Here is a 23,799-nt window from a genome sequence, read left to right as displayed (position 1 = left end):
ATCTAAGGCAAAATACAGTTTAGTTATGCTGTTTTTATATTTATACACATTTTTTATTGTAAATTTGTTTACAAAACGTAAACTTTTCCCAGATTTTTCGCTAGACTACATATATTTTTTACATTAAAATATGTATAAGGAGAGAGTAAGATGGTACTTAATACAAGAGAGAAGATTTTAGAAGCTTTTTTTGAACTTGCAATGGAAAATCCTCAGAAATCGCATTTTTCTTTAGCAGAAATTGCGCAAAAAGCAGGGATCTCAAGACAAGCGATTTACAAACGCCATTTTAATGGAAATTATGAAATTCTAGATTATATTCATAAAGAGCTTGATGCTGAATTTCAACTGATTTTTCAAGGTTATGATAAGAAAGTTTATCCTGACCCTTTTGTCTTTTTTGCAGAAGTGGTTATTCCTATCTTATACACCCACCGAAGGCAAATCAGTTGTCTCTTTAAGACAGCAGCAGATCCTTATTGGAGAGATTTTTTAAGAAATACGTATGGTCAATGGATTGAGCAGCACATTACGATTGATTATCAAAAATTAAACATTCCAAAAGAAAAGGCATCGCAGGTTCTTGTTGGAGGTATTCTCATCTTTATTGAAATTTGGATTACCCAACCTGAACCCACACCGCCTGAGCAGTTTTCCGAGACTTTTTTAAATTTGATTCATTTCCCTTTAACGGACTATGTTCGTTTCAAGCAAGCTTCTTCTAATGACAAACTAATCGTTACAAATAGTTTGGAAGATAAAAAAAGGAGTGAGACCGAACTAATATTGAAAATTCTTAGTTCACAGTCTCACTCCACAGCTCTTCCGAGCTTGAAAAATGAATGAAGAAGTACTTTGCTTCGCAAGTTGTAGTTGATTTAGTAGACAAAGAGCTTTGAAACCAGAGAACTGTTGTTCAGCCTCAAACAAGATAATTCAACTTTCAAGATGCTAATGTCTAATTTCTAATGTGCTATTTTAAGATTGTAGGAACGAGATAAGTTGTGATTTTCAAAAATTCAACTTGTCGCGCTCTTTTTTGTCTTCTCATCTTGTGGAGCGAATGATGAGATAGAGTAACCACAGCAATACCATTGTCGCTAAGACAAAAAGAAATTTTGCTAAGAATAGCGTATCTGGATTGAGGGTTAAAATTCCACCTGTCAGTAATAAAGCTAGGAAGATAAGGCTTAGTACAAGACGATTGGCTACGGATTCGATACGACGAAAGCGTTGATTGTAGTCAATTAAGTCATGATTGACGACTAAGCGACCATTCACAATCTGCTCCACTAGCTGATGAAGCCGTCTTGGAATACTTTTCCCATGTCGCAGCAAGTAGAGCAGTTCGATTAAGAAAGAATCGTAACTCAAAGTCTGGTACAAGATGTCTGATTTCATATTTTCAAGGAAATATTGCTTGGCTAAGGTCATCAGATTGATATTAGGAGCTAACTCGCGAAAAAGACCTTCAATTTGCAAGGCTGCTTTTTCTAAGATCGTCATCTGGGACGGTACTTGCAAATGATGACGCGTACAAATCGCTACTACATCCTCAAACATATCTGTAATAGACAAGGAGCCTAACTCTAAATTGCCGTATTTGGTTAGCATGCGTTCAACGTCTTGCTCTAATTGCAATTTATTGATTGGTTCACTAGCCGTCGTAATGGTCAGAATAGCCTGCGTCATCGAGTCAATGTCCTGTGTCGTAAAGCTAGACAACATGTCGTTTAGAGACATACGAAAACCTGTTTCCAATTCCCCCATAATTCCAAAATCAATAAAATAAATCTTTCCTTCATAGATTAAAAGATTACCTGGATGTGGATCACCGTGAAAAAAGCCATCTTTAAATACCTGCTTGATAAAGCTCAACATAAGTTTCTGACCAATATCTGCCAAATCGTAACCCGCTTCTTGTAAAACAGCATATTGATTGATACGGACACCTGGAATATATTCCTCCACAATCAAGTGCGGAGTGGTAAACTCTGGATAGACTTTTGGCACTCCAACACAAGGAATATCTTGATTATATTGGGCGAACTCATCCATGTACTTAGCTTCGTTGCGAAAGTCAATTTCGTTCAGCAATGTTGTCTGCAACTGTTGCAAAATCTTTGGTAAATCCACCATGGGCAGCAAATGTTTGGGAAAATGACGGGCTAAACGAACCAGAAGAGCAAGGTCTTCTGTAATTTGCTCTTGAATGTGCGGACGCTGAATTTTCAGTACTACTTCATCGCCATTTAACAAAACAGCACGATGAGTTTGTGCCACGGAAGCGCTCGCCAAATGCTCTTGTGAAACATCTGAAAAGAGTTGCTCAATCGGACGCTTTAACTCATCTTCAATCGCAGCCATAACTGTCTCTTTGTCCAAAGGATTGACGTCATCTTGCAGCTTGCTCAATTCCTTGATATAGATTTCTGGCAATAAGTCACTACGGGTAGATAAAATTTGACCGATTTTTACAAAACTGGGTCCTAGTTGTTCAAAAGCTTCTCGCAATTGCTTGGGAGCTTTTTTCTCGTCCAACGGTTTTTTTCGATCTTTCAGATTGGACCAGCCGACTGCACTAAAGGCTGTTAGAATCTCTCGTAAGCGTTTATTTGCCATAAGGTTATCCTCATTCTGCTTGTTATCATTATTTTTTCTTTCAAATCCTACTTTTAGTTTAGCAAAAAACGCAGTCTTTATAAAGTTGTGACTGCGTTATCAGGAAGATTATTCTTCTGTTTTTGAAAGCCCATTGAGCAACTGATCTAGTTTGTCTTCCAACCGTTCAATATCTTGCTTGGTGGCATATACATCATCGAATTGCTCCTCTGGACTTTCAGCCGTTTTTTCATTTACTTTGCGCTTTAGCTCTGACTGAAGCTGCTTGCCTTCATCCACCGTCAAGCGACCTTTGGCAATCAATTCTTTAACAAATTCAGTGGCTTTATCATAGGTCATAGATGTCAATCCAATACCTGCCAGCAAAACTTTTTTCAATTCGTCCATCTTGACACCTCCGTATATGAGAATCTTTCCACTTTCATTATAGCGCTTTTAAGCTATTTATTCTAGAGAAAATTGAACTGATAGACAAATTTTTAAAAAAGATCAACCACAAGTTTTACATTCAAAATAGTTAATAAAATAGAAACGGCATAAGCTAAGTAGGTATTCCATTTGCTGTTGACAAATTCGCCCATGAGCTTTTTATTAGAGGTGAAATATACGAGTGGAAAGATTGAAAATGGCAAAGCGACAGAAAGAAAGACTTGGGAATAGACCAAAAGATTGTCTAGCACTTGTTCTTTGTCTCCGTATAAAATAGCAACAATCACAACTGGCAAAAGAGCTAATAAGCGGGTTACCAAGCGGAGAAACCACGGTGGTAACTTCATGTTTAAGAAACCTTCCATCACAATTTGTCCCGTTAAGGTTCCTGTAATAGTTGAGTTTTGACCACTCGCTAACAAAGCCACTGCAAAGAGCGTTGAGAGGATAGGACTAGCAATAGCACCAGCAATTTGAGGGTCTTTTAAGGCATTGTACATTGCAGAAAAAGCACCAATTTTATCCGCATGTCCAAAGAATAATGCTGCCCCTAAAATCAACAGCAAAGAATTAACCACAAAAGCCAAACTCAATTGAATATTCGAGTCCCACGTCATAAACCGTACTGCTTCATGCACGGATTGTTTGGCTCTGTAATTAACTTTTCGCGTTTGGGCGATAGAAGAGTGCAAATACAAATTGTGCGGCATAACCGTTGCCCCTACAATGCCCAGTGCCAAGGTCAAAACGGACGTTCCATTTTTACTAGCCGTATGTTGATAAGCTACCACATTTGGCAAATATCCTGATAAAATATGATGAAGATTGGGCTTTGCAAGGATTACCAGATATAAGAAAATCAATAAAATAGTTAAAATCAGCGTTCCAACGATTGCTTCAATCTTACGAAAGCCTAATTTCATCAAAAAAAGCAACAAGAAAACATCAAAGACTGTAATCAGAATCGAAAATAGCAAAGACCAACCAAATAGTAAATGAAGCGCAATCCCTGCACCGATGACTTCTGCCAAGTCCGTTGCCATTAAAGCCAACTCTGTAATAACCCAAAGGAGATAGCGAACTGGCTTTGACGTATGAGCCGCAATGGCTTGTGCCAAATCCATCCTTGTGACAATTCCTAATTTTCCCGCCATTTGCTGCAATTGCATAGCCATTACAGAAGAAACCAAGACAGCTGATAAGAGCAAATAACGATAGGTAGCACCACCTACAACACTTGTAATCCAATTTCCCGGATCCATATAACCAACGGCAACCAGCATTCCCGGCCCTGAAAAAGCTAATAAAGTACGAAAGAAACCAGCGTTTTTAGGCGTTGCAATGCTTTGGTTAACTTCACTTAAGGAAACCTTTTTGTCTGACATTTCTATCATTCTTTCTATTGTAGAATTATTTCTACTATATATTATAGCACAAACTATTAACGGTGGTTAATTTATATTTTTATAATGATTAATATTTGGTGCTATTTAAACAATAAAATGCTTAGAATAGCTAAAATCGCAGGTCCGCCTTGAGTCAAGATGATTTTCTTGTTAGCTGTGGCTGCACCATACGCTGCAACCCCGATAACAAACAAAACAAAAACGGTCACAATTTCTAAATTATGTGAAATATACAAGCCATATAGTAGGAAAAGAGCTAAAAAGGCATTGTAAACCCCTTGATTTTTAAACAAGGAAGTAACGGACGGGCGAGATAATTCTTCCTTTGTCATATTAAAGACTCGGCTGGTGCTGTCTGACTGGGTAGCGATACTTTCTAGATAAAAGATATAGAGGTGTTCCAGTGCGACAAGTGTAGCTAATATAGTAGTAATGAGTGACATAATTTTTTCTTTCTAATGTTTTTCCACGGTAATCTGATCTAAGCCAGATACAAGTTTTTCTAATAAAGTGCTCAGCGTCCTTTTCTCATCATTCGAGAGAACTTTTTCCATTTGCTTTTTAACATCTACATGATAACTCGGTGGATCATGCAAAAGCTGCCCTTTTGCATGATCTGTTACATCCACTAAGACTTCTCGTTGATTTTTGGGATTGCGGCTCCGTTGAACATAACCGCGCTCTTCTAAAAGTTTGAAATGCCGAGTTAAAGCCGCAGGATCGATTTTTAAGACCTCTTGCACAGCAACTTGACTGCATGGAGCATTGTCCAATAAAAAATCCAGTATCTCGTACCGCGTTAAGCTAATTTCTAATTTTTGCTCAAAGAGTTGCGTGATAGCTTGATCGGTTAAATGCAATTGGTACAGCAGGTGAGGAATGGCAACCATATTTTCTCCTTTCCGGTTTTAATTGACTAGTCAACTATTGATGAGTCAATTATAGGTCATCAAAAACAGAAAAGCAAATATTTTGCCTTTCTTTAACGGATTATCTGTTTAATCTCTAGTAAATAGTCGATTTTGTGATTAATGTTTGGTCGATCATCGCAGAAATTGATTGATTGAATACCGCTGTTAAAGGCAACATCTACATCCAACGTCCGATCGCCGATATAGTAAGTGCTTGTCTTATCCAGCTGGTATTTCTCTACGAGATAGTTCACCCCTTCTGGGTCAGGTTTTCTTGCGAATCCATTTGCAGTAGTCACAATTTCTGTGAAATAATCCAAAATCTCTAAATCAGCTAAAACTTGGTAGGCATTTTCCCCTTTGTGGGTATAAACAAACTGCTGAATACCTGCTTCCTGCGCCCAAGCAAGAATAGTCTTAGCGCCATCCATGAGCTGAATGTGAGCATTTTTCTCTTGCAAACTTTGACCTCGAAAACAGTTCATCTCTTCAGCATCTAAACCTTTTGCTGCTGCAACTTTTTCCAGTAGTTTCTGAACAGAATGCTGCAAGATATAAGCATGGATAGCTGGTCTGTCAAAATCTAAGCCATAGTACATATAGGTTTCCTCAAGCCCTGCCAAAATCGCATCATAAGAATCCAGCAAGGTTCCGTCCAAATCCCAAATAAAAGCTTTTGTCATGTTATTTTCCTCATTTTCCGTTGATAGATGATTTGTAAAAAGATCCAGCGAAAGCCATTATCCAAAAGAGTGGCGCTCCAAACTCCGGACAAGCCCAATCCCAGAGTTACTCCCAGAAAATAGCCCGCTACAATGCGAATCAGCCACATACCAACAGTCGTGGCATAAAAAGGTAACTTGGCATTTCCCAATCCTTGCCAAACAGCCGTGTAGATGACTGTCCCTGCTGTCATAGGCATACCCAAAAGTGAAAACAGAATGACCGACAAGCTAGCTGTCACAGCGCTGCTGTCCTTTGTATAAAGATGTGTTAGTGGTTGACCCAGCGCAAAAATAAGTAAAGCCACCGGTAACATGAGCCCTAGAGATAGCCAGTAGGTCTGCTTCGTCAGCTTCCTAACTGCCTGAAAATCTGCCTGTCCTACTGTATGAGCCACCAACATAACCGTTGCGGTAGCGACTCCAAAGCCTGGCATATAGTTGAACTGGGTCAAAACCTCCCCAATAGCATTTCCCGCAACAGCATCTGTCCCGAACTTAACGATAATAGCAATAATCACCACGTCCCCAGCCCGCATCATCAGCCGCTCTCCAGCAGCTGGCAGAGATAAACGCAACAAGTCCCAATCCAACCTCCAACTCCAAGGTACTAGAGGCAGAGATAATTCTTTCCATAAAATCAAAACGCCTACCAGACGGGCTAAAATGGTGCCCAGCGCCACCCCAACAATTCCCATGTGAAAAATAAAAATCGCAAGACTGGAAAAAAGGACATTGAGCAGATTGCTCAAAAAACTGACATACATAGGCATGCGAGGGTTGCTAGTTGCTCGAATCAAGGAGCCTAGCGTAGTCATCAGACCCAAAAGGAGAATCATTCCCCCGATTAAAGCTAGATAAAGACCACCTGCATTGGCGACGGCAGGCTCCGTTCCTAGCCAAGCTAATATCCGGCGTCCAAAAACAAGAGAGAGAAACCCCAGAAACATACTCACAAGCATGGTAAGCTTAATGGCTTCGCTAGTATGATAAGCTAGATTGTCTCGATCTCCTTCTCCCAAACTTTTAGAAATGAGACTAGACACCGCTACTCCCAGCGCAATAAAAATGGCTTGGTAAATGCTGATGATATTGCCCGCAACGGAAACCCCTGAAATAGCCACGAGACCGAGACTCGCTACTAAATACGAATCCACCACTCCCATTAACATTTGCAAAAAATTTTCTGCCATAGCTGGTAAAGCGATGTTTAAAATCTTTTTGTAATTGGTCATCTATTAAAAACTCCTAAGATTGATTATACACTTTTCTGCACCAAGCTTACAACATCTTAACCACATAGATACTTTTGCAAAATAAAACACCCAGTTGGCTGACCAGCTGAGCGTTGATAATACCTTTAATTAAAGCCCTAGATAACTCTCTACTGCTGCCTGCATCTGGTCAGCGGCAACAGTCGTTTTATGGCGAACTTGTGCGGTTTCTAGGTTAGTAACTGCAGAAGGCACTGCAACTCCTGAAATCTCATGGAGTTTTACTAAAGCTTCAAAATCACTCAGACCTGTCTGCCCAGTCACAGCTTCGACTGCTACTACTGGGAATTTATAAGGACTGGCGGTTGAAGCAACGACAGTCGTAGTCTTATCACCTGTAGCTGTCCGGTATTTTTGATAAACAGCTGAGGCGACTGCTGTGTGCGGATCTTCAATATAGTTAGACGCTTCATAAACTCGTTTGATTTCAGCTGCTGTTTCAGCTTCGGTGGCATATTCTGCAGCAAAGAGTTCTAAAATGTCTGGGTCAAAATCAGTCAACTCATACTGACCATGCTGATTGAGAGATTTCATCAAATCTGCTGTCTTTTCTGCATTATTTCCTAACAGGTGGAAAATCAAGCGCTCTAAGTTTGAAGAAACTAAAATATCCATAGACGGACTAGACGTTACCTTAAAGCTACGCTTTTTGTCATAAACATGTGTCTTAAAGAAATCCGTTAGGACATTATTTTCATTAGAAGCACAAATCAACTTTCCGACCGGAAGACCAATTTGTTTAGCATAGTAGGCTGCCAAGATGTTACCAAAATTACCCGTCGGAACTGTGAAATTAATTTTATCACCAGCTACGATCTGACCAGTCTTAACCAGCTGTGCATAAGCATAGACATAATAAACAATCTGTGGCACCAAGCGCCCGATATTCATGGAGTTGGCAGAAGAAAATTGCAACTTGTGCACTGCTAGCCGCTCACGAAGAGCCGCGTCATTAAACATACGTTTAACATTGGTCTGGGCATCATCAAAATTGCCCTCAATCGCTACCACGTGAGTATTGTTCCCGGTCTGAGTGGTCATCTGCAACTCCTGAACCTTGCTGACACCGTTTTTAGGATAAAAGACGATAATTTCTGTTCTCGGAACATCCGCAAAGCCTGCCATAGCTGCTTTTCCGGTATCACCAGAAGTTGCCGTCAGAATGACGATTTTATTTTCCAGACCATGCTTTTTCACTGCTGTTGTCATCAAATGCGGGAGAATAGACAAGGCCATATCCTTAAAAGCAATCGTAGCACCATGGAAAAGCTCCAAATTGTATTGCCCATTCAGTTTCACCAAGGGAGCAATCTCTGGCGTGTCAAACTTGCTGTCATAGGCATTGTTAATGCAGTCATTCAGCTCTTGATCTGTAAAGTCATCTAAAAAAGCAGATAAAATCAATTTTGCAACTTCCTGATAGGAAGCGTCTTTGAGTTTGGCAAAATCCAGCTCTAGTTGCGGATAAGAAATTGGCGTAAAGAGACCGCCATCCGTTGCTAACCCCTGCAAAATAGCCTGACTGGCTGTTACCGTATTGTTTGCGTCACGCGTTGATTGATAAACTAAAGTCATGAATTTCTGTCCCTTTCGTGTAGTCTGTTCTATTATAACATGATTTATCAGAAAATTCTCGCATTTTATGGGAAATGTGAGAGAGTGGAGTTGGAGATTCTCAGTGTTTATATAGCTACCTCGAAAAGTTTTTTGACACTTTGAACTTTTATACTATGCCATTGTAGACATGACACTGATTAGATTGTCTCTATTTCCTACAGTGGACGCTTTGAGCTTGCCCTACTTCAATAAAGCCTATGCCTCTCTGATTTTTGAGTCATAGTCTTGTAGCATTTTATTTCAATGTCAAAAGAGACAGGATTTGTTTTTCAATAAGGATTAAATCATCAGCTTGCGATAGTGTTGGTATATTTAAAATAAAACGCTGTGCGAAATAAGCAAAAAGCAAACCAGCATTCGTTCTGATAACATCCATACCGCTGAGATTAGAATTGATTTGAGGGTTTTTGCTTTTTAATAATTGCCAATAGTCAGTAAAGTCAGTCAAGATCGACATTTGAATGTTAACTAATAGCGCTTCTCGTAATTCTGTATTGACCAAACATTCTTGCACAAGAATTTTAATGAGTTCTGCATTTTGAGCTAAAAAGTGAAAACGATCTTGAACAATGAAATGAACAGTCTCTTCCAAACGATGGTAGTTCTTAAGCCGCGGGAAAAAATCTTTCTTCAACTCAGGAATCATAGGCTGCATAATTTCTGATAATAATTCACTTTTAGTTTTAAAATATTTAAAGATGGTAGCCTGACTAACCCCAGCTTTTTCAGCGATCTGAGCAGTAGAGGTTCCATTATAGCCTTGTTGAGAAAAAAGTTCAATGGCAGCAACTAATGTTTTCTTTTTTCCAGCTGGCATTTGATGATACTCTAACCATTCTTTGTAGTTATGTAAAATATTACTGTTGTTCATAGTTACCTCACTTTTGTCTATTTTATTATACCTTGCGATAACGTTTAAGTCCAACAATATTGAGAACGGTTAAGATAGACAAGAAAATTAGGAGGACAAATAAGTCAGATTCTAGGTTAAGGATACTAGTCCCTTGTAAAACAATTTCTGATAACGCATGTCCAGCATAATAAAGAGGGAGGAATTTTCCCATAGATTGGATCCAGTTTGCCATGGAATCTAAAGGAATAATACCTGAGAAAAATACTTGCGGAACAATAATGATAGGAATGAATTGCATCATTTGAAACTCAGATTGCGCTAAAGTGGATAATAATAATCCAAAAGATAAAGCAACCAAGGCAAATAAAATATTGACTAAAATAACATCTATCATGCTTCCTAATACCTTTAGTTTTAACAGCCAAACTGTTGACAACACAATAATAGTTGTCTGTAAGGCTGCAACAGCGCCATAAGAAAGAATGTAACCAAAGACAATATCTGAACGTTTGACTGGGGTTGCTAAAAGACGATCAAGTGTTCCTGTTGTTCGTTCCTTAAGCAAGGCCATACCTGAAATGAGGAAAACAAAGAAGAAGACGAAAAAGCCCATCAAGATTGGGACCATCTTAGTAAAAAAGGTGGTATCTTTATTGCCGTAAATATAATCTTCAGAAATATCAAATGTCGTTTGTTGAATATTAGTTTGTTTGGTTTGATTAAGGTTAGCTTCACTCATATCAGACTGGCTATTATTTTGATATTGGTCTGGCAATCTATTCGCTTGGGATGCTTTTGCACTCGCTTGTTGTTGTGCCTTTTTGAGATTTTGAAGCAATTCCTGTATTTGCACTTGTTTTAGAGTGCTTTTAACAGCCTGCCGCGTTAGCGCGGTTTTGCTAGTATCGGTATTAGCATAGGTGAGCTTATATTTTTCTTTGCCTTTATAAACTAGTACGGCATCTGCCTTTTTGTCTTTTAAAGCCTTTTTAGCCGCATATTCTGTTTTATAGCCTTTAGTACTGATGTGTTTAACACCATCTAATGACTTTTTAACAGCATTTGAAACATTTACGGAAGCTATTTGAACATTCGTATCGGTACTGGCAGAAAAAGCAATATTCATGATCCACATGATGAATATTGGAGCCAAAAACAAAAGTGCCAGAGACCGTTTGTCACGTAATAATTCTGTCAATACCTTTTTTGAAATCGCGAAAATTCTCATCATAATTCTCCTTCTGCCTTTAAGAAAACATCTTCGATGGAATTGACTTGATAGCTTGATTTTAAATTAGCAGGACTATCAAAAGCCATTATTCTACCATCTAGCAATAATCCAACTTTATCTGTTAATTCAGCTTCATCCATGACATGTGTTGTCACTAGGATACCAACGCCGTTTTTTTTGAGTTGACGCAGTTCTCGCCAAACTTGACGACGCAGTGCGGGGTCTATCCCAACAGTCGGTTCATCTAGGATGAGGAGGCGAGGATTGCCCAAAAGAGCAATTGCCAAAGAAAGTCGACGCTTCATTCCACCGGAATAGCCCGCAACAGTTTTATCGAGGTGTTCAGATAAATCAACAACCTGAACAGCGTGGTGAATAGCTTGAGAAAGTTCTGTTTTCGTCAGCCCTTTCATTTTTCCAAAAAATTCCAGATTTTCTGCCCCAGATAGACTTTCGTAAAGGGCATCGGATTGTGCCATGTAGCCGATATCTCCTAAAACTCGCCGGTTAGGCATCTGATGATTGAGAACCAGCGCCTTCCCTTCGTTGGCTTTTTCCATTCCGAGCATAGTCTTTATCATCGTTGATTTTCCAGCACCAGACGGTCCAATTAAACCAACAATTTCCCCTGCTTCTAGATGGAAACTAACATGATTAAGAACAACCTGACTGCCAAAATTTTTTATCAGGTTTTGTAAATCCAATAATTTTTCCATAAAAAACCTCTTTCTAATAGATGAGTGATTACTCACTATCTCTACAATTCCCATTATAGTAAGTAATCACTCACTTGTCAAGTGGAAACTTCTTAGCTTTTAAAATAAATATTGCTAAAAGCGTGAATCTTATTAACAGGTAATGAAAAATCAAAGAGCCGAATTGTCAGTAACAGTAAGTATGACAAAATGAAGTTAACAATGTGTGATTTTAATTTTCTTCAAGTATAAAAATAGGAAAAGCTGTCGTTATTACAGAGAAATTTAAGAGAATTTTGGATGATTGTGCAGAATTAGGCAGGCTGAAGCCAACGACACATCATGAGTTTTTCAAAGAATACTAATAGATGACCACAGAAAAAAGCTGCTTCTTTTTCAATCAACAAAAGAGACGATAAATGTGATGAATTTATCGTCTCTTTTGTTATTATTTTATTTCCAATTTGTCAGCGTAGAGGTCGGCTGGCTAAAAACTTTGCAGAACTCTCTTTGTAAATTGTTTTACAGCCTATTTTCAGTGATTTTTTAATGCTCTCACATCTTTATTTCACCTTCATTACTCTCACTAGACTAGCGCGCTCGGCTTCTTCTAGCTTCATCTCGATATAATGAATGGTCTCTGTGAGATCTGGAATGGTTGCATACTCTAGACCATTGACCCTACGGCGGGTCTTTTCAATCTCATCTGCCATCAGCTGGCAGCTCTTTTCAATCTCTGCTAAGCGCAGGAGGTCGGGCAATAGGTTGCCCATATCCTCAATCGTCTCATCCATTTGGCTGTTAGATGCCACATAGCTATAAACTACATCTCCCTCGTCATCACCATAAGGATTGTCAATATGAGCATGCATTTTTGGCACCTGCACACTCATGATATTTTCCTGTTCGATATGAAGGTTGACTTCTCGCATAGGAACAGCAAAAATCTCTTCTACCATGAGGTCGCTTTCTAAGGCTTTTGCCAATACAAAATCCTGCATGTGGCCGACCAGAGCTGATTCAACTTTTTGGCGGAGGTGATTGTTCTCGCGAACAGCCTCAATGAAACGACGCATCAGTTCATCCCGTTTATCCTTGAGGAGTTTGTGACCGCGAGTAGCTGTTTTCAGTCGCTCTTTTAGATTGTTCAGCTCCATTCGGGTTGGTTTGACATTCAAACGAGTCATCGACTCACCTCCTTAAATGTGCTGCTTGCTTTCTGGTAAATATTGGTCAATCATGTCGTCCTTGATCCGCTTAAGCTCCGTCCGTGGCAAGATAGACAACAATTCCCAGCCTAAATCCAGACTTTCTTCAATCGTCCGATTGGTATAAAAACCTTGATTGATGTACTCTTTTTCAAATCGTTCGGTAAATTGAACATAGAGCTTATCGGTGTCAGATAAGGCGGATTCTCCCAATACAACCGCTAATTCTTTGGCTTGTTTGCCTTGTGCATAAGCTGCAAAGAGCTGATTCATAGTTGCTGCATGGTCTCCCCGAGTCTTTCCCTCGCCAGAGCCCTTATCCTTAAGACGCGAAAGAGACGGCAGTACATTAATCGGTGGACGATAACCGCTGTTGTAAAGGTCACGCGACAGGATAATCTGACCTTCGGTGATGTAACCTGTCAAATCCGGAATGGGATGAGTGATGTCATCCTCAGGCATGGTGAGGATAGGAATCTGCGTCACCGAGCCTTTCTTCCCCACCAAGCGCCCTGCTCGTTCATAAAGAGTGGAAAGATTAGTATAGAGATAACCCGGATAACCTCGACGCCCCGGCACTTCTCGGCGAGCCGCAGATACTTCACGCAATGCCTCGCAGTAATTGGTCATATCTGTCATGATGACGAGAACATGCATGTCTTTTTCATAAGCCAAATATTCAGCGGCAGTCAGGGCAATCCGCGGTGTCGCAATCCGCTCAATAGCAGGATCATTGGCTAGGTTGATGAAGAGGATAGAGCGATCAATAGCTCCCGTCTCTCGCAAATCATTCATGAAAAATTCGGCTTCTTCAAAGGTAATCCCCATAGCCGCAAAAACCACCGCAAAATTTTCTTCTGAATTGAGCACCGTAGCTTGACGAGCAATCTGGGCAGCCAATTCCTTGTGAGGCAGACCTGAACCAGAGAAAACTGGCAATTTTTGTCCTCGAACTAAGGTATTGAGGTGATCAATAGCTGAAATCCCCGTCTGGATAAACTCATCGGGATAATCTCGCGCGACTGGATTGATCGCTTGACCGTCAATATCTAGATATTTCTCAGGCAAAATGTCAGGCCCCCCGTCAATAGGCTTGCCCATACCGTTGAAAATTCGTCCTACCATATCTTCTGACACTGGCAATTCAAGCGGTCGACCAGTAAAACGAACCTTGGCTTTTTCTAGATTGATACCGCTGGAGCCTTCAAACAGCTGCACCATCGCCTTGTCTTCCTGCACTTCCAAGACCTGTCCCTGACGCTTGGTTCCATCATGGAGCTGGATTTCCACCAGCTCATTAAAATGCACACCCTCAACTTGCTCCACAATCATCAAAGGACCAACAACTTCGCTGACGGTACGGTATTCTTTAATCACGTTCATTGTCTGCTCCTCCTTGGGCAAGAATATCATGTAAGTTTTCTCGAATAACAGCATCCAAATTCCGAATTGCATCCAGCTGCTCTTCTGGGATAAATTTAGAGCGAGCAATTCGATCTCGCAGCTCCACAGTACCGTTCATGATTTCGGTAAAGTAGGCACCTAAATTCAAGGCACGATTGGCTTCCTCATCAAATGTTAAAATATTAGTGAGCAAAGCTACTTGTTTTTTAAAAGAAGTGTAGGTATCCACTTCGTCAAAAGCATTCTGCTGCAGGTAATCCTCACGAATCATTTTAGCTGTATTCATGGTGAGACGATCCCTTTCAGACAGAGAATCCAGACCAACCAGCCGCACGATTTCCTGTAGTTCACTCTCTTTTTGAAGAATGTTCATTGCCTTGGTTACCTTTTCTGACCAAGTCAACTGTTCATGTTGATTGATATAGTGCCCTACCTCATCTAGATAAAGTGAGTAAGAACTAAGCCAGTTGATAGCCGGAAAGTGACGACGTTGTGCCAACTGAGCGTCCAATCCCCAGAAGGCCTTGACAATCCGTAGAGTATTTTGCGTGACGGGCTCCGAAATATCTCCACCTGGAGGGGAAACGGCACCAATTGCAGTAATACTTCCCTCGCGCTCGTCACTACCTAAGGTTTTCACCCGACCGGCTCGTTCGTAATATTCAGCAATCCGACTGCCGAGATAGGCAGGATAGCCTTCATCGCCCGGCATTTCTTCCAAACGCCCGGACATTTCCCGCAGAGCTTCTGCCCAACGTGAGGTCGAATCTGCCATAATGGCCACAGAGTAGCCCATATCTCGGAAGTACTCAGCAATTGTAATTCCTGTATAGATAGAAGCCTCACGCGCCGCAACTGGCATGTTGGACGTGTTCGCAATCAGAACAGTTCGTTGCATAATTGACTGACCAGTTACTGGATCGATTAGCTCTGGAAATTCATTGAGCACATCGGTCATTTCATTGCCCCGCTCACCGCAACCCACATAAATCACGATATCCACATTGGCAAACTTAGCAACCTGATGCTGAACAACGGTCTTTCCCGCACCGAAAGGACCTGGAACAGCAGCCGCACCGCCCTTGGTCACAGGGAAAAAGGTATCAATCACTCGTTGACCCGTCACCAAAGGCTCCTCTGGAATTAGCTTTTGAGCAAAGGGGCGACCTCGACGAACCGACCACTTCTGCATAAGACTGCCAACAAAGACGGAGCTGTCTGCCTGTTCAATCTCATAGACAGGCTGATCGACAGTATAGCTCCCCGCTTTTATCTTAGTCACACGACCGCTGACACCAATTGGCACTAGAATGCGGTGGACTACCAGCTCGGTTTCTTGAACCGTACCCAGAATATCTCCGGCTGTTACCTCTACTCCAATCTCCAGACAAGGCACAAAGTCCCACTTGGTCTCACGATTCAGATGAGGCAGCTGCACTCCGCGCACCAAAAAGTCACTATTAGTTACTGTTTGAAAGCGTGCCAAAGGCCGCTGAATTCCGTCAAACATTTGCGAAATCAGCCCCGGCCCTAATTCGACCGACAACGGACTCCCCGTTGTTCCCACCGGCTCTCCTGGTCCAAGCCCAGAGGTCTCTTCATATACCTGAATGGAGGCCTCATCTCGACGCATCTCAATGATTTCCCCAATCAATCCCAAATTGCCCACACGACAAATATCCTGAATATTCGCTTCCTGCATCCCAGAGGCAACTACCAAAGGACCCGAAACTTTTATAATCTTTCCTTGACTCACAATCTTCCTCCATTCTTGGGAGATTTTTGCTTATTTTCTATCCTTGCTGTGAGCTTGAAACCCTTCTTAGCTATCTCTACAGCAAAAATTGATACTTCTTATTTTAAAAATCAGATAAGGCTTTTATTTGTTGCCCATTTTCATCAAAATTATCTGGGCTTAGCCATTTTTCTAAACGAGTTTTGACCGCTGGCCAGTCCCTGTCAATCATGGCTAGCCAATCAGTATCTCGGTTACGCCCTTTATAAACAACTGCCTGACGAAAAGTGCCTTCGTAGATAAAACCAAGCCTTTCTGCTGCGTATCTTGAAGGTTGATTGAATGCATCGCATTTCCACTCGTAGCGGCGATACTCCAGCTCCTCAAAAACGTAACGTGCCAACAGATATTGGGCTTCTGTCGCCAGTCTGGTTCGTTTCAATTGGGGCGAATAGGTCACAGAGCCCACCTCAATGACACGGCTACCACGATTAATTCTCATTAGAGCAAAAGTACCCAATGCCTTGCCACTCTCCTTATCTACAATGGCATAGTGGAATCGATCCTGAGCTGCCAGCATCTAATCTAGCAAGGCCGACCATTCTTCCTGACTTTGAACAGGATTTTGAAAGAGATACGTCCACATATCAGCAGGAGAATCCGAACCATAGACTTCATACAAATCCGACCCATGTTTGTCCTTGGACAGACATTCAACGATAACATATTGTCCTTCTAGTCGCTCCAGATTGGGCAAATCTCCCGGTTTGAAATTCGGCAGGGCATCTCCAATGGGCTGGCCTAATTCATTCATTTTCATAAAAACCTCACAATATATCCTGTCCAACTGCTTTTTCTACGTTCTCGCGAATACGCTTCTGTCCTAATCCCATTACCCCTTTATGGGTCGGAATTAAGATAATCGCTGGCAGCACTTGCTTATCATAGTAAGCCAGCGTTTCAGGGATTTCAGCAGCCATATCTTCTGTCAAATAAATAATAGCAAAATCTTCTCGACTCAATCGCCGTAAAGTATTCACCGCTTCGGTTGCTTCGGTGACTGGAAAAGTCTGAAAACCAATCAGGCGAAAAGGCAGAATGGCATCGCGGTTCCCCACCACACCAATTTTATAAGTTTTACTGGCCATAAATCGGTCTTATCCTTTCTTTAATCATCTCTACTGGAAGCTGATTTGTCAAACCAGTCAAAATAAGTCGAAGATTCTTCACTTCCAGCTCTTTTCCCAATAAATAACGAGCGAGCGGAAGCGGACCACTTGTTTCAAATCGCCCTTGTTCTAAGAGCTTAAACTGAACCAAGTCTGCCAAATACTCCAGTTCAAGATTTGTCAACTTACCCGAACGCATTTTTTCTTCATAAGTGCGTAATTCCGCATCAAATTCTAATGGATTGACTTTGGAAAACCAGCCAGCAAGATCGCCTTTTTCTGCCAACTCAATCCACTCTGCACTCGTCAAAGAGCCTTCATCTGATAACAACTGTGTCATAAAACTATGCGGTTTTTGGTGACGAATGGCACGCTGCACCGTTGTTGCATTGTAAAAATCAATCGTCAACCGCACCAGTTGCTTAAGCCGCTCGTCTTCAAATGCAGACTCCAAGCTTTTTAAGTGTTTGAAATAAGCCAGATCCATTCCAATTTCCAGAACGCGCACATCTTGATAATCTTGATATTCCGCCCAAGTTGCTGCTATTTCATCCGCCATAAAATTAGGACAATGTTCAGCAGAAAAGGTTGCAACCAAATGCTCCAAAATATATAAAGGATAAGGTCCAACCGCAATCAACAGATGTTTTAAATTTAAGCCCGTCGCCTTGTGCTTAAGCAGCACCTTAAGATTGTGATAGGTATATTTGAGCGTAAAAAGCTCAACCAAGGCAGAGTCTGGACTGACTTCAAAAGCCCAAGCGTACTCTGCAAACAAATGTTTCATGAGAAACTTCTCAATCGCATTTAAGTCTGTTAGTTGCTCATAATCCAGATTATAAACCGTTCCTTCCAAAGCTGCTGACCGACTTTCAGAAGTGAAAGTCCGCAACAACTGCTCGTATTGCGCTAAGCTTAAAAAGCTACTCTCATGAATGCTAATTTCTGTATTCACTTGAGCGAAGGTCTTTTCATTCATAGAACGCCTCCTTAGTCTGCTTCATCTTGGAAAATCGTCTGAGCAAGCTGATAACTCTCCTCCTGCCACAAAGAATCCACCAAACTGCGGTAGAGGTAGTTATCGTCAATATTGCCTCGCGAAAGGAGAAAACCTGCTTCTCCACTCACAGGAGAGGAAGCCAATCTTACGTGCGGATAGTGCTCTAATAATCGTTCCAATTGTCCAGCCGAATATTTAACCAATGTCCGTGAGCCAACTGTCAAAACAAGCTCTTCTTGCGGATACTTTTTTAAGACCTGCTCCAAGAAAGCCTGCTCCTGCTCGACCGACCAGGCCGCCATTTGCTCATAAGCCCCTGCAAATAATTCTTTCAAAATCCCTTGCTTGGTCGCCAAAGTAGACTGGCGTTTTTCATTTTCAAGCTGCTGCACTTCACGCTGTACCTGACGATTGATCGCTTTTATTTCTTGCTCACGCTGTTGCAGTTTTTCTTGTTTCAACCATGCTTCTTGCTCTTTAGCTTCACGCTCAATAGACTCTTTAGCATCGGCTAATAGCTGCCGCCCATTTTCATGCGCCTGCTCCAAAACAGAATCCCTCAAATGAGATTCAAATTCCATATCTGCCTCCTTCTATGAAATCTTGTTTCAAGACATTGAACCTGTCTCATTTTACATTCAATACCATCAAAAGAGATACAACAAAGGCAAGGATAGCATAGGTTTCTACCATAGCAGCAAGGATAACCCCTTTCATGACGTCTTCAGGTCGCTTTGCCAAAATCTGCATACCAGCGGTTGCTACATTTCCTTGATATTTAGCAGAGTAATAACCAACAATTCCGATTGGAAGTGCGGCAAAAAAGAGGGCTAGACCTGTCTGAAGAGCCATTTCAGGCTGGATTTTAAAGAAAATCAAAATCCCGATAACAAAACCGTACAAGCCTTGCGTACCTGGCAAAAGCTGTAAAATCAAAGCGCTAACGAATTTCTCAGGTTGTTCTTTTAATAGGGCTGCCGCAGCCTGACCGGTTGAACCGACATTGCGCGCAGAACCGATACCGCTGAGAAAAATCGCAAAAACCACACCGAGTGCGGCAAAAAAAGCACCACCGTAAGTTGAAAAATAAGATGAAAAAGCTTGCATGAATAAACTCCATTTCTAATAGTAAACATTATTTATTTAGTAATTTTGTCAATGACATAAAACTTCTAGCTGAGCTGCTAAAGTAATTTCGCTGTGCTATTTTTTGTAGCGGACATATTTCTCTGCTGGCTTCAAAGGTTTAAAAGCTTTTCCGCCACCGTCGTAGAATTTCCCAAAAAATTCAACAAAAATCAAACGCGCTCCGTGCACATAGCCTGATAAAAAGGAGAGAAACATATTGATACCGTGGAGGGCGAGAAACAGCACAATCCCAATACTAAAGCGAGCAAAAGGCGGAAAGAGACTAACAATTAAGTTAAAGGCTGAGCCAATGCTTGCACCAGCAAGCCCCAAAGCCATGAGTCGCGTAAAGCTCACCAAGTCTCCCACATAGCTGCTGATATTGTATAGATTAAACAGTGCAGGACCCAAACCTTTCAAACTCCTAGCACTGATAATAGAAACCAGTACAATGCCCACAGCATTTACAATAGCCAGCCATTGCCCGATAAAGCCGACAATAGCAAGAGCTGGGAACAGTCGTCCCGCTGCTAGCAAAGCCAACCCGATGAGAATCAACATCCAGGCAAAACCCGAATTATAAGCTGCCGCATAATCCTTCATGCGGATATTCTTTTTACCACTGAGGAAAAGTCCTGTCATGACTGTCACAAAGCCAATCACGACCGAAATAATCAAAATAGTGATCACATCTGTGCTGGTATCAATGAGCGCAAAAGGCAATTTGAAGCCAAAGAAAGAACCATAAATCACTCCCCAAAGTGCAACGCCAATTCCTAAAATTCTAAAAAAGCGTAAATTCTTTGCCAGGCTTGGCTTGACATGTAAAGTCTTCAAAGCCCAAGTCGTTCCGCCAAAAAGCAACAAACCATAGCCAATATCAGCCGCCATCATGCCAAAAAAGATAAAGTAGAAGACCGAAACAACGGGCGTTGGATCTTTATCTTCGTACTTCGGCAGCGAATACATCTCTGTCACCAGCTCAAAGGGCTCAATCAGAGCATTATTTTTAAGTTTTGTCGGGACTCGCTGTCGATCGGCTTCCGTCAGTTCATGGATTTGAAGCAAGACAGCACCGCCAAATTGCTGCGCGAGACCCGTTTTCAAATCTTCTATCTGCCCCTGCTCCATCCAACCCTCTAAAGCAACCAAATTCTGCGTGCTGGCAAGGGCTTCCTTGCTCTCTTGGCGAGAGGTGAGATTCAAAATATAGTCCAATTGAAGCTTGAGCTGTTGCAGCTCCTCATTAGATGCCGCTAGTTGTGCTTGCGTTGAAGTTATGAGTGCTTCTTGCTCTTTTATCGTCTCTTGCAAGGCTGTCAAACGCTCTTTTGGTAATTCTTCAAAAGCATATTCAAAAGGTTTGAAACCAAGCTCTGTCAAGAATGCTTGCATTTCCTTAGCTGCTTCTGCTTTACATAGCACAAGAATTCCACTTTCTGTGGTACTGGTGAAAATCTCTTGGACTTCCAGATTAGGATAGTCCCGCAATCGAGCATTTAGCTGATTGTTCTCACTGCTTGGAATGCTTCCCACAAACGCACGAAGATGTTTAAAATGCTTAAGCGCTGACGGCGTAACGGCTAAACTCGCCCATTTTTCTAGCTCTGCCATCTCCGACTGAGCCATCTCTTTTACTTCCTGCGCTCTTGCCAACGCTTGAAATTGTTGCTGAATATTGACAAGAAGAGCTTCTTCATCACGCGCCTGCCCCGCTTGCTCTAAATCCACAAACGTTATTTCCAAAGGCACTGCCTTCAACGACTCCAGTAATTTTTTCTTGGGCACAAACGCCTGCAAACGTTCAATCATATTGGCAAGTTTTTCCTGCCGCCGAGTCAAAGTTTGAAGATGTTCCGAGAAAGACTTATCAGGATTCCACACCAACTCTTGCTCAAAAGCTCCCTGCCAAGTCTCTTTTGCCTGCAAATCCTGAACCTCAACTGACTGGAGATTTTGCAAATAAGAAAGGACATCATCCAACAAATCTTTTGGCAATAGCAACGACAACTCTTGCATGTGACTAATGGCCATATTTTTCTACCACCCTGTCCACAATCATTTGCAGCAGTACCTCTTTTTTATTTGACAAAGCTGCTTGGGCTTTTTCTTCGTTCTCTTGTCTCGTTTTTTCTAAGTCTTGTGTCAAGTTGGCAATCTCTTTTTCAGATTGTTCTTTTAACTCAACAAGCAATTGTTGCTTTTCTTCATCATAGACTTTCTCTAGCTGTTTCAGATTGCTGGCAGCTTGCTCTCGCAATTCCTGAATTTGACTTTTGTAGCCCGCCAACACTTCATCTGCTGCTTGCTCAATTTCCTGCATTTGCTCAAGAGTAGCATTCGTCATATCTCGCACCTCCTTTTGACACAATAGGTGTAACGCTTTCTTGTGTAAATTATAACACATTTTCAAATCATTCGTCACAAAGTTTTATTGGTTTTCTTCGCTTAATTGAAATCATTTCACCCTATGCTATTTATCAAGCTACCTAGCGTCCTATTTTGTAAAACTATGTTATAATACAAATAGGTTTTTCAAAACATTTGTTCTATATCATTACAAGTAAAGAGAGTACATCTATGGAAAATACGCAGCATATCTTAACAACGATTGAAAGCCACTTTGATAGCATGACCGACTTAGAAAAGCGGATTGCCAACTACTTTTTGAGCCCTTCTAGCATCTATGACGATCTCTCTTCTCAAAAAGTTGCGCAAGCTCTCTACATCTCTCAAGCAGCCTTGACACGCTTTGCAAAGAAATGCGGATTTAAAGGCTACAGAGAGTTTAATTTTCAATACCTTCATCAATTGCAAGAAAACGCGGAACAGGACGAGAAAGTACAAAATGACTTATCTCGTAGAGTGCTACGAAACTATGCTCAAATCCGTCAACAAACTGAGGAATTGGTTGACGAAGACAAACTGCTGCGCGTTGCCAATCTCATCGAAGCAGCTGACCGCGTCTATTTCTTTGGGACGGGAAGCTCTGGTCTTGTCGCACGCGATATGAAACTGCGCTTCATGCGGCTTGGTGTTGTCTGCGAAGCGTTGACAGATCAAGACGGTTTTGCTTGGACAACCAGTATCCTAGATGAAAATTGCTTGGTTATTGGATTTTCTTTGTCCGGAGGAACGCAATCTATCATCAACAGTCTCATCGACGCTCAAGCAATGGGTGCGAAAACGGTGTTAGTAACAGGACACCCCAACAAAGTCAAAGAAACCTTTACTGAAATCATCACTGTTGCCATTCAAAGCAAACCAGAGTATATCTTACGCATCTCAGCACAGTTTCCTATGCTACTTATGATTGACCTCCTTTATGCCTTTTTCCTAGAAATTGACCGAGAAAAGAAGGAAAAAATCTTCAACAGCTTTTGGGAAAATCAAAAATTAAACGGCTATTACAGGCGACACAAATAAGGGATCAAATAAAAATGAGCATCTCCTCACCAAAGGATTTGCTCATTTTCATTATAGAAGGCTTTTCGTTAATGATGTTTATTTTTAAAGTGATAATAAGCTCCAAACATCCCTGCAGCATTTTGATGATGAGCAAAAGCGAGCTTGGTTTTTTCAGCAATACTTGGTACCAGACAAGCTTTCATAGCAGTCTCAATTCGAGGACGAAGAATGGCCTCTTGACCCATAATGCCGCCACCTAAGATCACCACTTCTGGATTAGCCACATAGCAAATATTCGCAATCCCTTGCCCCAAATAGTTGACCATGCGGTCGATTCCTTGGATACAACGTGCATTTCCTTCGGTCGCTTCTTTGAAAATGCGGCGTCCATTCCACATAGTAGGATCTTCTCCGTGAAGCTCTGCTACATAGTTGACCATGGCAGTCGTTGAAGCCACATCTTGGAAAGCACCGTCTGGCAGATACACATAACCGACTTCACAGGCCGAATTACTAAAACCGTGGAAAACCTGACCGTCCACCAGCAAGCAACCACCGATACCCGTTCCAATCGTCAAACAAATCGCAATGCTCGCTCCCTTGCCGCTGCCTGACATAACTTCCGCCAAGCCAGCACAATTGACATCATTTTCAATCTCACAAGGAACGGCAAATGTTTCTTCTACCACTTTCTTGAACTGAGTACCAGCATAATTTGGAATCTGAGGGCCAGCATAAAAGATTTCTCCTTTATCTGGATCGACCATTCCGGCTGAGGAGATACAAACCCCAGCAACTGGAATTTGTTCTAAATAACGTGCTACAATTCCCTTTACCTTGTGTAAAATTTCTGGACCGCCCTTATGAGCCTCTGTTGGGATTTCATGCGCTTCCAGCAAGGTGTCGGTATCATCAATCAGACCATATTTGATATTTGTTCCACCAATATCAATGGCAATATATTTCCCCATAATCCACCTCTTTTTT

At 41.5% G+C, this 23,799-nt stretch carries 23 protein-coding genes and 1 pseudogene; 2 read left to right on the top strand and 22 right to left on the bottom strand.

What is annotated here, in order from left to right; translation table 11 throughout:
* Positions 1-150 precede the first annotated feature (150 nt).
* Positions 151-846, top strand: coding sequence for a TetR/AcrR family transcriptional regulator (locus RG565_RS07525; protein WP_308937465.1), 696 nt, complete (start codon positions 151-153; stop codon positions 844-846).
* Between the two features lie 201 nt (positions 847-1,047).
* On the opposite strand, the gene RG565_RS07520 is transcribed toward RG565_RS07525, so the two are convergent.
* The 21 genes and pseudogenes from RG565_RS07520 to RG565_RS07420 all read right to left on the bottom strand — a co-directional run bounded on the left by RG565_RS07520 (position 1,048) and on the right by RG565_RS07420 (position 21,751).
* Positions 1,048-2,622: an AarF/ABC1/UbiB kinase family protein gene (locus RG565_RS07520; protein WP_247937260.1), complete on the bottom strand. Its 1,575-nt coding sequence runs from the start codon at positions 2,620-2,622 to the stop codon at positions 1,048-1,050.
* A 108-nt stretch (positions 2,623-2,730) separates the two neighbouring features.
* Positions 2,731-3,009, bottom strand: coding sequence for a phasin family protein (locus tag RG565_RS07515; protein ID WP_247937261.1), 279 nt, complete (start codon positions 3,007-3,009; stop codon positions 2,731-2,733).
* Positions 3,010-3,101: 92 nt separating this feature from the next.
* A complete protein-coding gene (locus tag RG565_RS07510) occupies positions 3,102-4,436 on the bottom strand; it encodes an Nramp family divalent metal transporter (RefSeq protein ID WP_080977787.1) in 1,335 nt (444 codons plus the stop codon).
* Between the two features lie 101 nt (positions 4,437-4,537).
* Positions 4,538-4,900, bottom strand: coding sequence for a DUF1304 domain-containing protein (locus tag RG565_RS07505; RefSeq protein ID WP_049517221.1), 363 nt, complete (start codon positions 4,898-4,900; stop codon positions 4,538-4,540).
* A gap of 12 nt (positions 4,901-4,912) precedes the next feature.
* Entirely contained in the window at positions 4,913-5,347 is a 435-nt protein-coding gene (locus RG565_RS07500; RefSeq protein ID WP_247937262.1) for a MarR family winged helix-turn-helix transcriptional regulator, read from the bottom strand.
* 92 nt (positions 5,348-5,439) lie between these two features.
* Positions 5,440-6,051 (bottom strand): HAD-IA family hydrolase, encoded by a 612-nt coding sequence (locus RG565_RS07495; protein WP_247937263.1) that lies wholly within the window; start codon positions 6,049-6,051, stop codon positions 5,440-5,442.
* Complete coding sequence (locus RG565_RS07490; protein ID WP_247937264.1) at positions 6,048-7,325, bottom strand: MATE family efflux transporter; 1,278 nt, start codon at positions 7,323-7,325, stop codon at positions 6,048-6,050. The genes RG565_RS07495 and RG565_RS07490 overlap by 4 nt, the downstream gene beginning before the upstream one ends.
* Before the next feature lie 129 nt (positions 7,326-7,454).
* Entirely contained in the window at positions 7,455-8,939 is a 1,485-nt protein-coding gene (gene thrC, locus RG565_RS07485; RefSeq protein ID WP_247937265.1) for a threonine synthase, read from the bottom strand.
* Between the two features lie 277 nt (positions 8,940-9,216).
* Entirely contained in the window at positions 9,217-9,852 is a 636-nt protein-coding gene (locus RG565_RS07480) for a TetR/AcrR family transcriptional regulator (protein WP_247937266.1), read from the bottom strand.
* Positions 9,853-9,877: 25 nt separating this feature from the next.
* Positions 9,878-11,062, bottom strand: a complete 1,185-nt coding sequence (locus RG565_RS07475) for an ABC transporter permease (protein WP_181971886.1) — start codon at positions 11,060-11,062, stop codon at positions 9,878-9,880.
* Positions 11,062-11,781, bottom strand: coding sequence for an ABC transporter ATP-binding protein (locus RG565_RS07470; protein WP_070670705.1), 720 nt, complete (start codon positions 11,779-11,781; stop codon positions 11,062-11,064). Before RG565_RS07470 ends, RG565_RS07475 begins: the two co-directional genes overlap by 1 nt.
* 542 nt (positions 11,782-12,323) lie before the next feature.
* Positions 12,324-12,947, bottom strand: coding sequence for a V-type ATP synthase subunit D (locus tag RG565_RS07465; RefSeq protein ID WP_247937267.1), 624 nt, complete (start codon positions 12,945-12,947; stop codon positions 12,324-12,326).
* A gap of 12 nt (positions 12,948-12,959) precedes the next feature.
* Entirely contained in the window at positions 12,960-14,351 is a 1,392-nt protein-coding gene (locus RG565_RS07460) for a V-type ATP synthase subunit B (RefSeq protein ID WP_003041062.1), read from the bottom strand.
* Positions 14,338-16,128, bottom strand: coding sequence for a V-type ATP synthase subunit A (locus RG565_RS07455; RefSeq protein WP_195323387.1), 1,791 nt, complete (start codon positions 16,126-16,128; stop codon positions 14,338-14,340). Before RG565_RS07455 ends, RG565_RS07460 begins: the two co-directional genes overlap by 14 nt.
* A gap of 103 nt (positions 16,129-16,231) precedes the next feature.
* Positions 16,232-16,927 (bottom strand): annotated as a pseudogene (locus RG565_RS07450) (GNAT family N-acetyltransferase).
* Between the two features lie 7 nt (positions 16,928-16,934).
* Complete coding sequence (locus RG565_RS07445; protein WP_049511870.1) at positions 16,935-17,255, bottom strand: V-type ATP synthase subunit F; 321 nt, start codon at positions 17,253-17,255, stop codon at positions 16,935-16,937.
* Positions 17,245-18,255, bottom strand: coding sequence for a V-type ATPase subunit (locus tag RG565_RS07440; protein ID WP_247937268.1), 1,011 nt, complete (start codon positions 18,253-18,255; stop codon positions 17,245-17,247). Before RG565_RS07440 ends, RG565_RS07445 begins: the two co-directional genes overlap by 11 nt.
* 11 nt (positions 18,256-18,266) lie before the next feature.
* Positions 18,267-18,857, bottom strand: coding sequence for a hypothetical protein (locus RG565_RS07435; RefSeq protein WP_247937269.1), 591 nt, complete (start codon positions 18,855-18,857; stop codon positions 18,267-18,269).
* A gap of 46 nt (positions 18,858-18,903) precedes the next feature.
* On the bottom strand, positions 18,904-19,383 hold the full coding sequence (locus tag RG565_RS07430) for a V-type ATP synthase subunit K (protein ID WP_003027244.1): 480 nt from the start codon (positions 19,381-19,383) through the stop codon (positions 18,904-18,906).
* A gap of 96 nt (positions 19,384-19,479) precedes the next feature.
* A complete protein-coding gene (locus tag RG565_RS07425; protein WP_268732212.1) occupies positions 19,480-21,438 on the bottom strand; it encodes a V-type ATP synthase subunit I in 1,959 nt (652 codons plus the stop codon).
* Positions 21,428-21,751: a hypothetical protein gene (locus tag RG565_RS07420; RefSeq protein WP_247937271.1), complete on the bottom strand. Its 324-nt coding sequence runs from the start codon at positions 21,749-21,751 to the stop codon at positions 21,428-21,430. The genes RG565_RS07425 and RG565_RS07420 overlap by 11 nt, the downstream gene beginning before the upstream one ends.
* Positions 21,752-21,984: 233 nt before the next feature.
* On the opposite strand from RG565_RS07420, the gene RG565_RS07415 reads away from it, so the two are divergent.
* Positions 21,985-22,830 (top strand): MurR/RpiR family transcriptional regulator, encoded by an 846-nt coding sequence (locus RG565_RS07415; RefSeq protein WP_003028566.1) that lies wholly within the window; start codon positions 21,985-21,987, stop codon positions 22,828-22,830.
* Positions 22,831-22,898: 68 nt separating this feature from the next.
* On the opposite strand, the gene RG565_RS07410 is transcribed toward RG565_RS07415, so the two are convergent.
* Positions 22,899-23,783 (bottom strand): ROK family protein, encoded by an 885-nt coding sequence (locus RG565_RS07410; protein ID WP_003040949.1) that lies wholly within the window; start codon positions 23,781-23,783, stop codon positions 22,899-22,901.
* Between the last annotated feature and the right edge of the window lie 16 nt (positions 23,784-23,799).

The sequence above is a fragment of the Streptococcus sp. IsoGale021 genome (assembly GCF_031142795.1).
Lineage (GTDB): Bacteria > Bacillota > Bacilli > Lactobacillales > Streptococcaceae > Streptococcus > Streptococcus hominis.
Note: the sequence above shows the minus strand (reverse complement) of the source record. Positions and strands in the feature narration are given on the sequence as shown.

Excerpts from the sequence above, each read along its gene's own strand:
- RG565_RS07525 (WP_308937465.1), top strand. The coding sequence starts at position 151 with ATGGTACTTAATACAAGAGAGAAGATTTTAGAAGCTTTTTTTGAACTT.
- RG565_RS07520 (WP_247937260.1), bottom strand. The coding sequence starts at position 2,622 with ATGGCAAATAAACGCTTACGAGAGATTCTAACAGCCTTTAGTGCAGTC.
- RG565_RS07515 (WP_247937261.1), bottom strand. The coding sequence starts at position 3,009 with ATGGACGAATTGAAAAAAGTTTTGCTGGCAGGTATTGGATTGACATCT.
- RG565_RS07510 (WP_080977787.1), bottom strand. The coding sequence starts at position 4,436 with ATGTCAGACAAAAAGGTTTCCTTAAGTGAAGTTAACCAAAGCATTGCA.
- RG565_RS07505 (WP_049517221.1), bottom strand. The coding sequence starts at position 4,900 with ATGTCACTCATTACTACTATATTAGCTACACTTGTCGCACTGGAACAC.
- RG565_RS07500 (WP_247937262.1), bottom strand. The coding sequence starts at position 5,347 with ATGGTTGCCATTCCTCACCTGCTGTACCAATTGCATTTAACCGATCAA.
- RG565_RS07495 (WP_247937263.1), bottom strand. The coding sequence starts at position 6,051 with ATGACAAAAGCTTTTATTTGGGATTTGGACGGAACCTTGCTGGATTCT.
- RG565_RS07490 (WP_247937264.1), bottom strand. The coding sequence starts at position 7,325 with ATGACCAATTACAAAAAGATTTTAAACATCGCTTTACCAGCTATGGCA.
- thrC (WP_247937265.1), bottom strand. The coding sequence starts at position 8,939 with ATGACTTTAGTTTATCAATCAACGCGTGACGCAAACAATACGGTAACA.
- RG565_RS07480 (WP_247937266.1), bottom strand. The coding sequence starts at position 9,852 with ATGAACAACAGTAATATTTTACATAACTACAAAGAATGGTTAGAGTAT.
- RG565_RS07475 (WP_181971886.1), bottom strand. The coding sequence starts at position 11,062 with ATGAGAATTTTCGCGATTTCAAAAAAGGTATTGACAGAATTATTACGT.
- RG565_RS07470 (WP_070670705.1), bottom strand. The coding sequence starts at position 11,781 with ATGGAAAAATTATTGGATTTACAAAACCTGATAAAAAATTTTGGCAGT.
- RG565_RS07465 (WP_247937267.1), bottom strand. The coding sequence starts at position 12,947 with ATGACTCGTTTGAATGTCAAACCAACCCGAATGGAGCTGAACAATCTA.
- RG565_RS07460 (WP_003041062.1), bottom strand. The coding sequence starts at position 14,351 with ATGAACGTGATTAAAGAATACCGTACCGTCAGCGAAGTTGTTGGTCCT.
- RG565_RS07445 (WP_049511870.1), bottom strand. The coding sequence starts at position 17,255 with ATGGCCAGTAAAACTTATAAAATTGGTGTGGTGGGGAACCGCGATGCC.
- RG565_RS07440 (WP_247937268.1), bottom strand. The coding sequence starts at position 18,255 with ATGAATGAAAAGACCTTCGCTCAAGTGAATACAGAAATTAGCATTCAT.
- RG565_RS07435 (WP_247937269.1), bottom strand. The coding sequence starts at position 18,857 with ATGGAATTTGAATCTCATTTGAGGGATTCTGTTTTGGAGCAGGCGCAT.
- RG565_RS07430 (WP_003027244.1), bottom strand. The coding sequence starts at position 19,383 with ATGCAAGCTTTTTCATCTTATTTTTCAACTTACGGTGGTGCTTTTTTT.
- RG565_RS07425 (WP_268732212.1), bottom strand. The coding sequence starts at position 21,438 with ATGGCCATTAGTCACATGCAAGAGTTGTCGTTGCTATTGCCAAAAGAT.
- RG565_RS07420 (WP_247937271.1), bottom strand. The coding sequence starts at position 21,751 with ATGACGAATGCTACTCTTGAGCAAATGCAGGAAATTGAGCAAGCAGCA.
- RG565_RS07415 (WP_003028566.1), top strand. The coding sequence starts at position 21,985 with ATGGAAAATACGCAGCATATCTTAACAACGATTGAAAGCCACTTTGAT.
- RG565_RS07410 (WP_003040949.1), bottom strand. The coding sequence starts at position 23,783 with ATGGGGAAATATATTGCCATTGATATTGGTGGAACAAATATCAAATAT.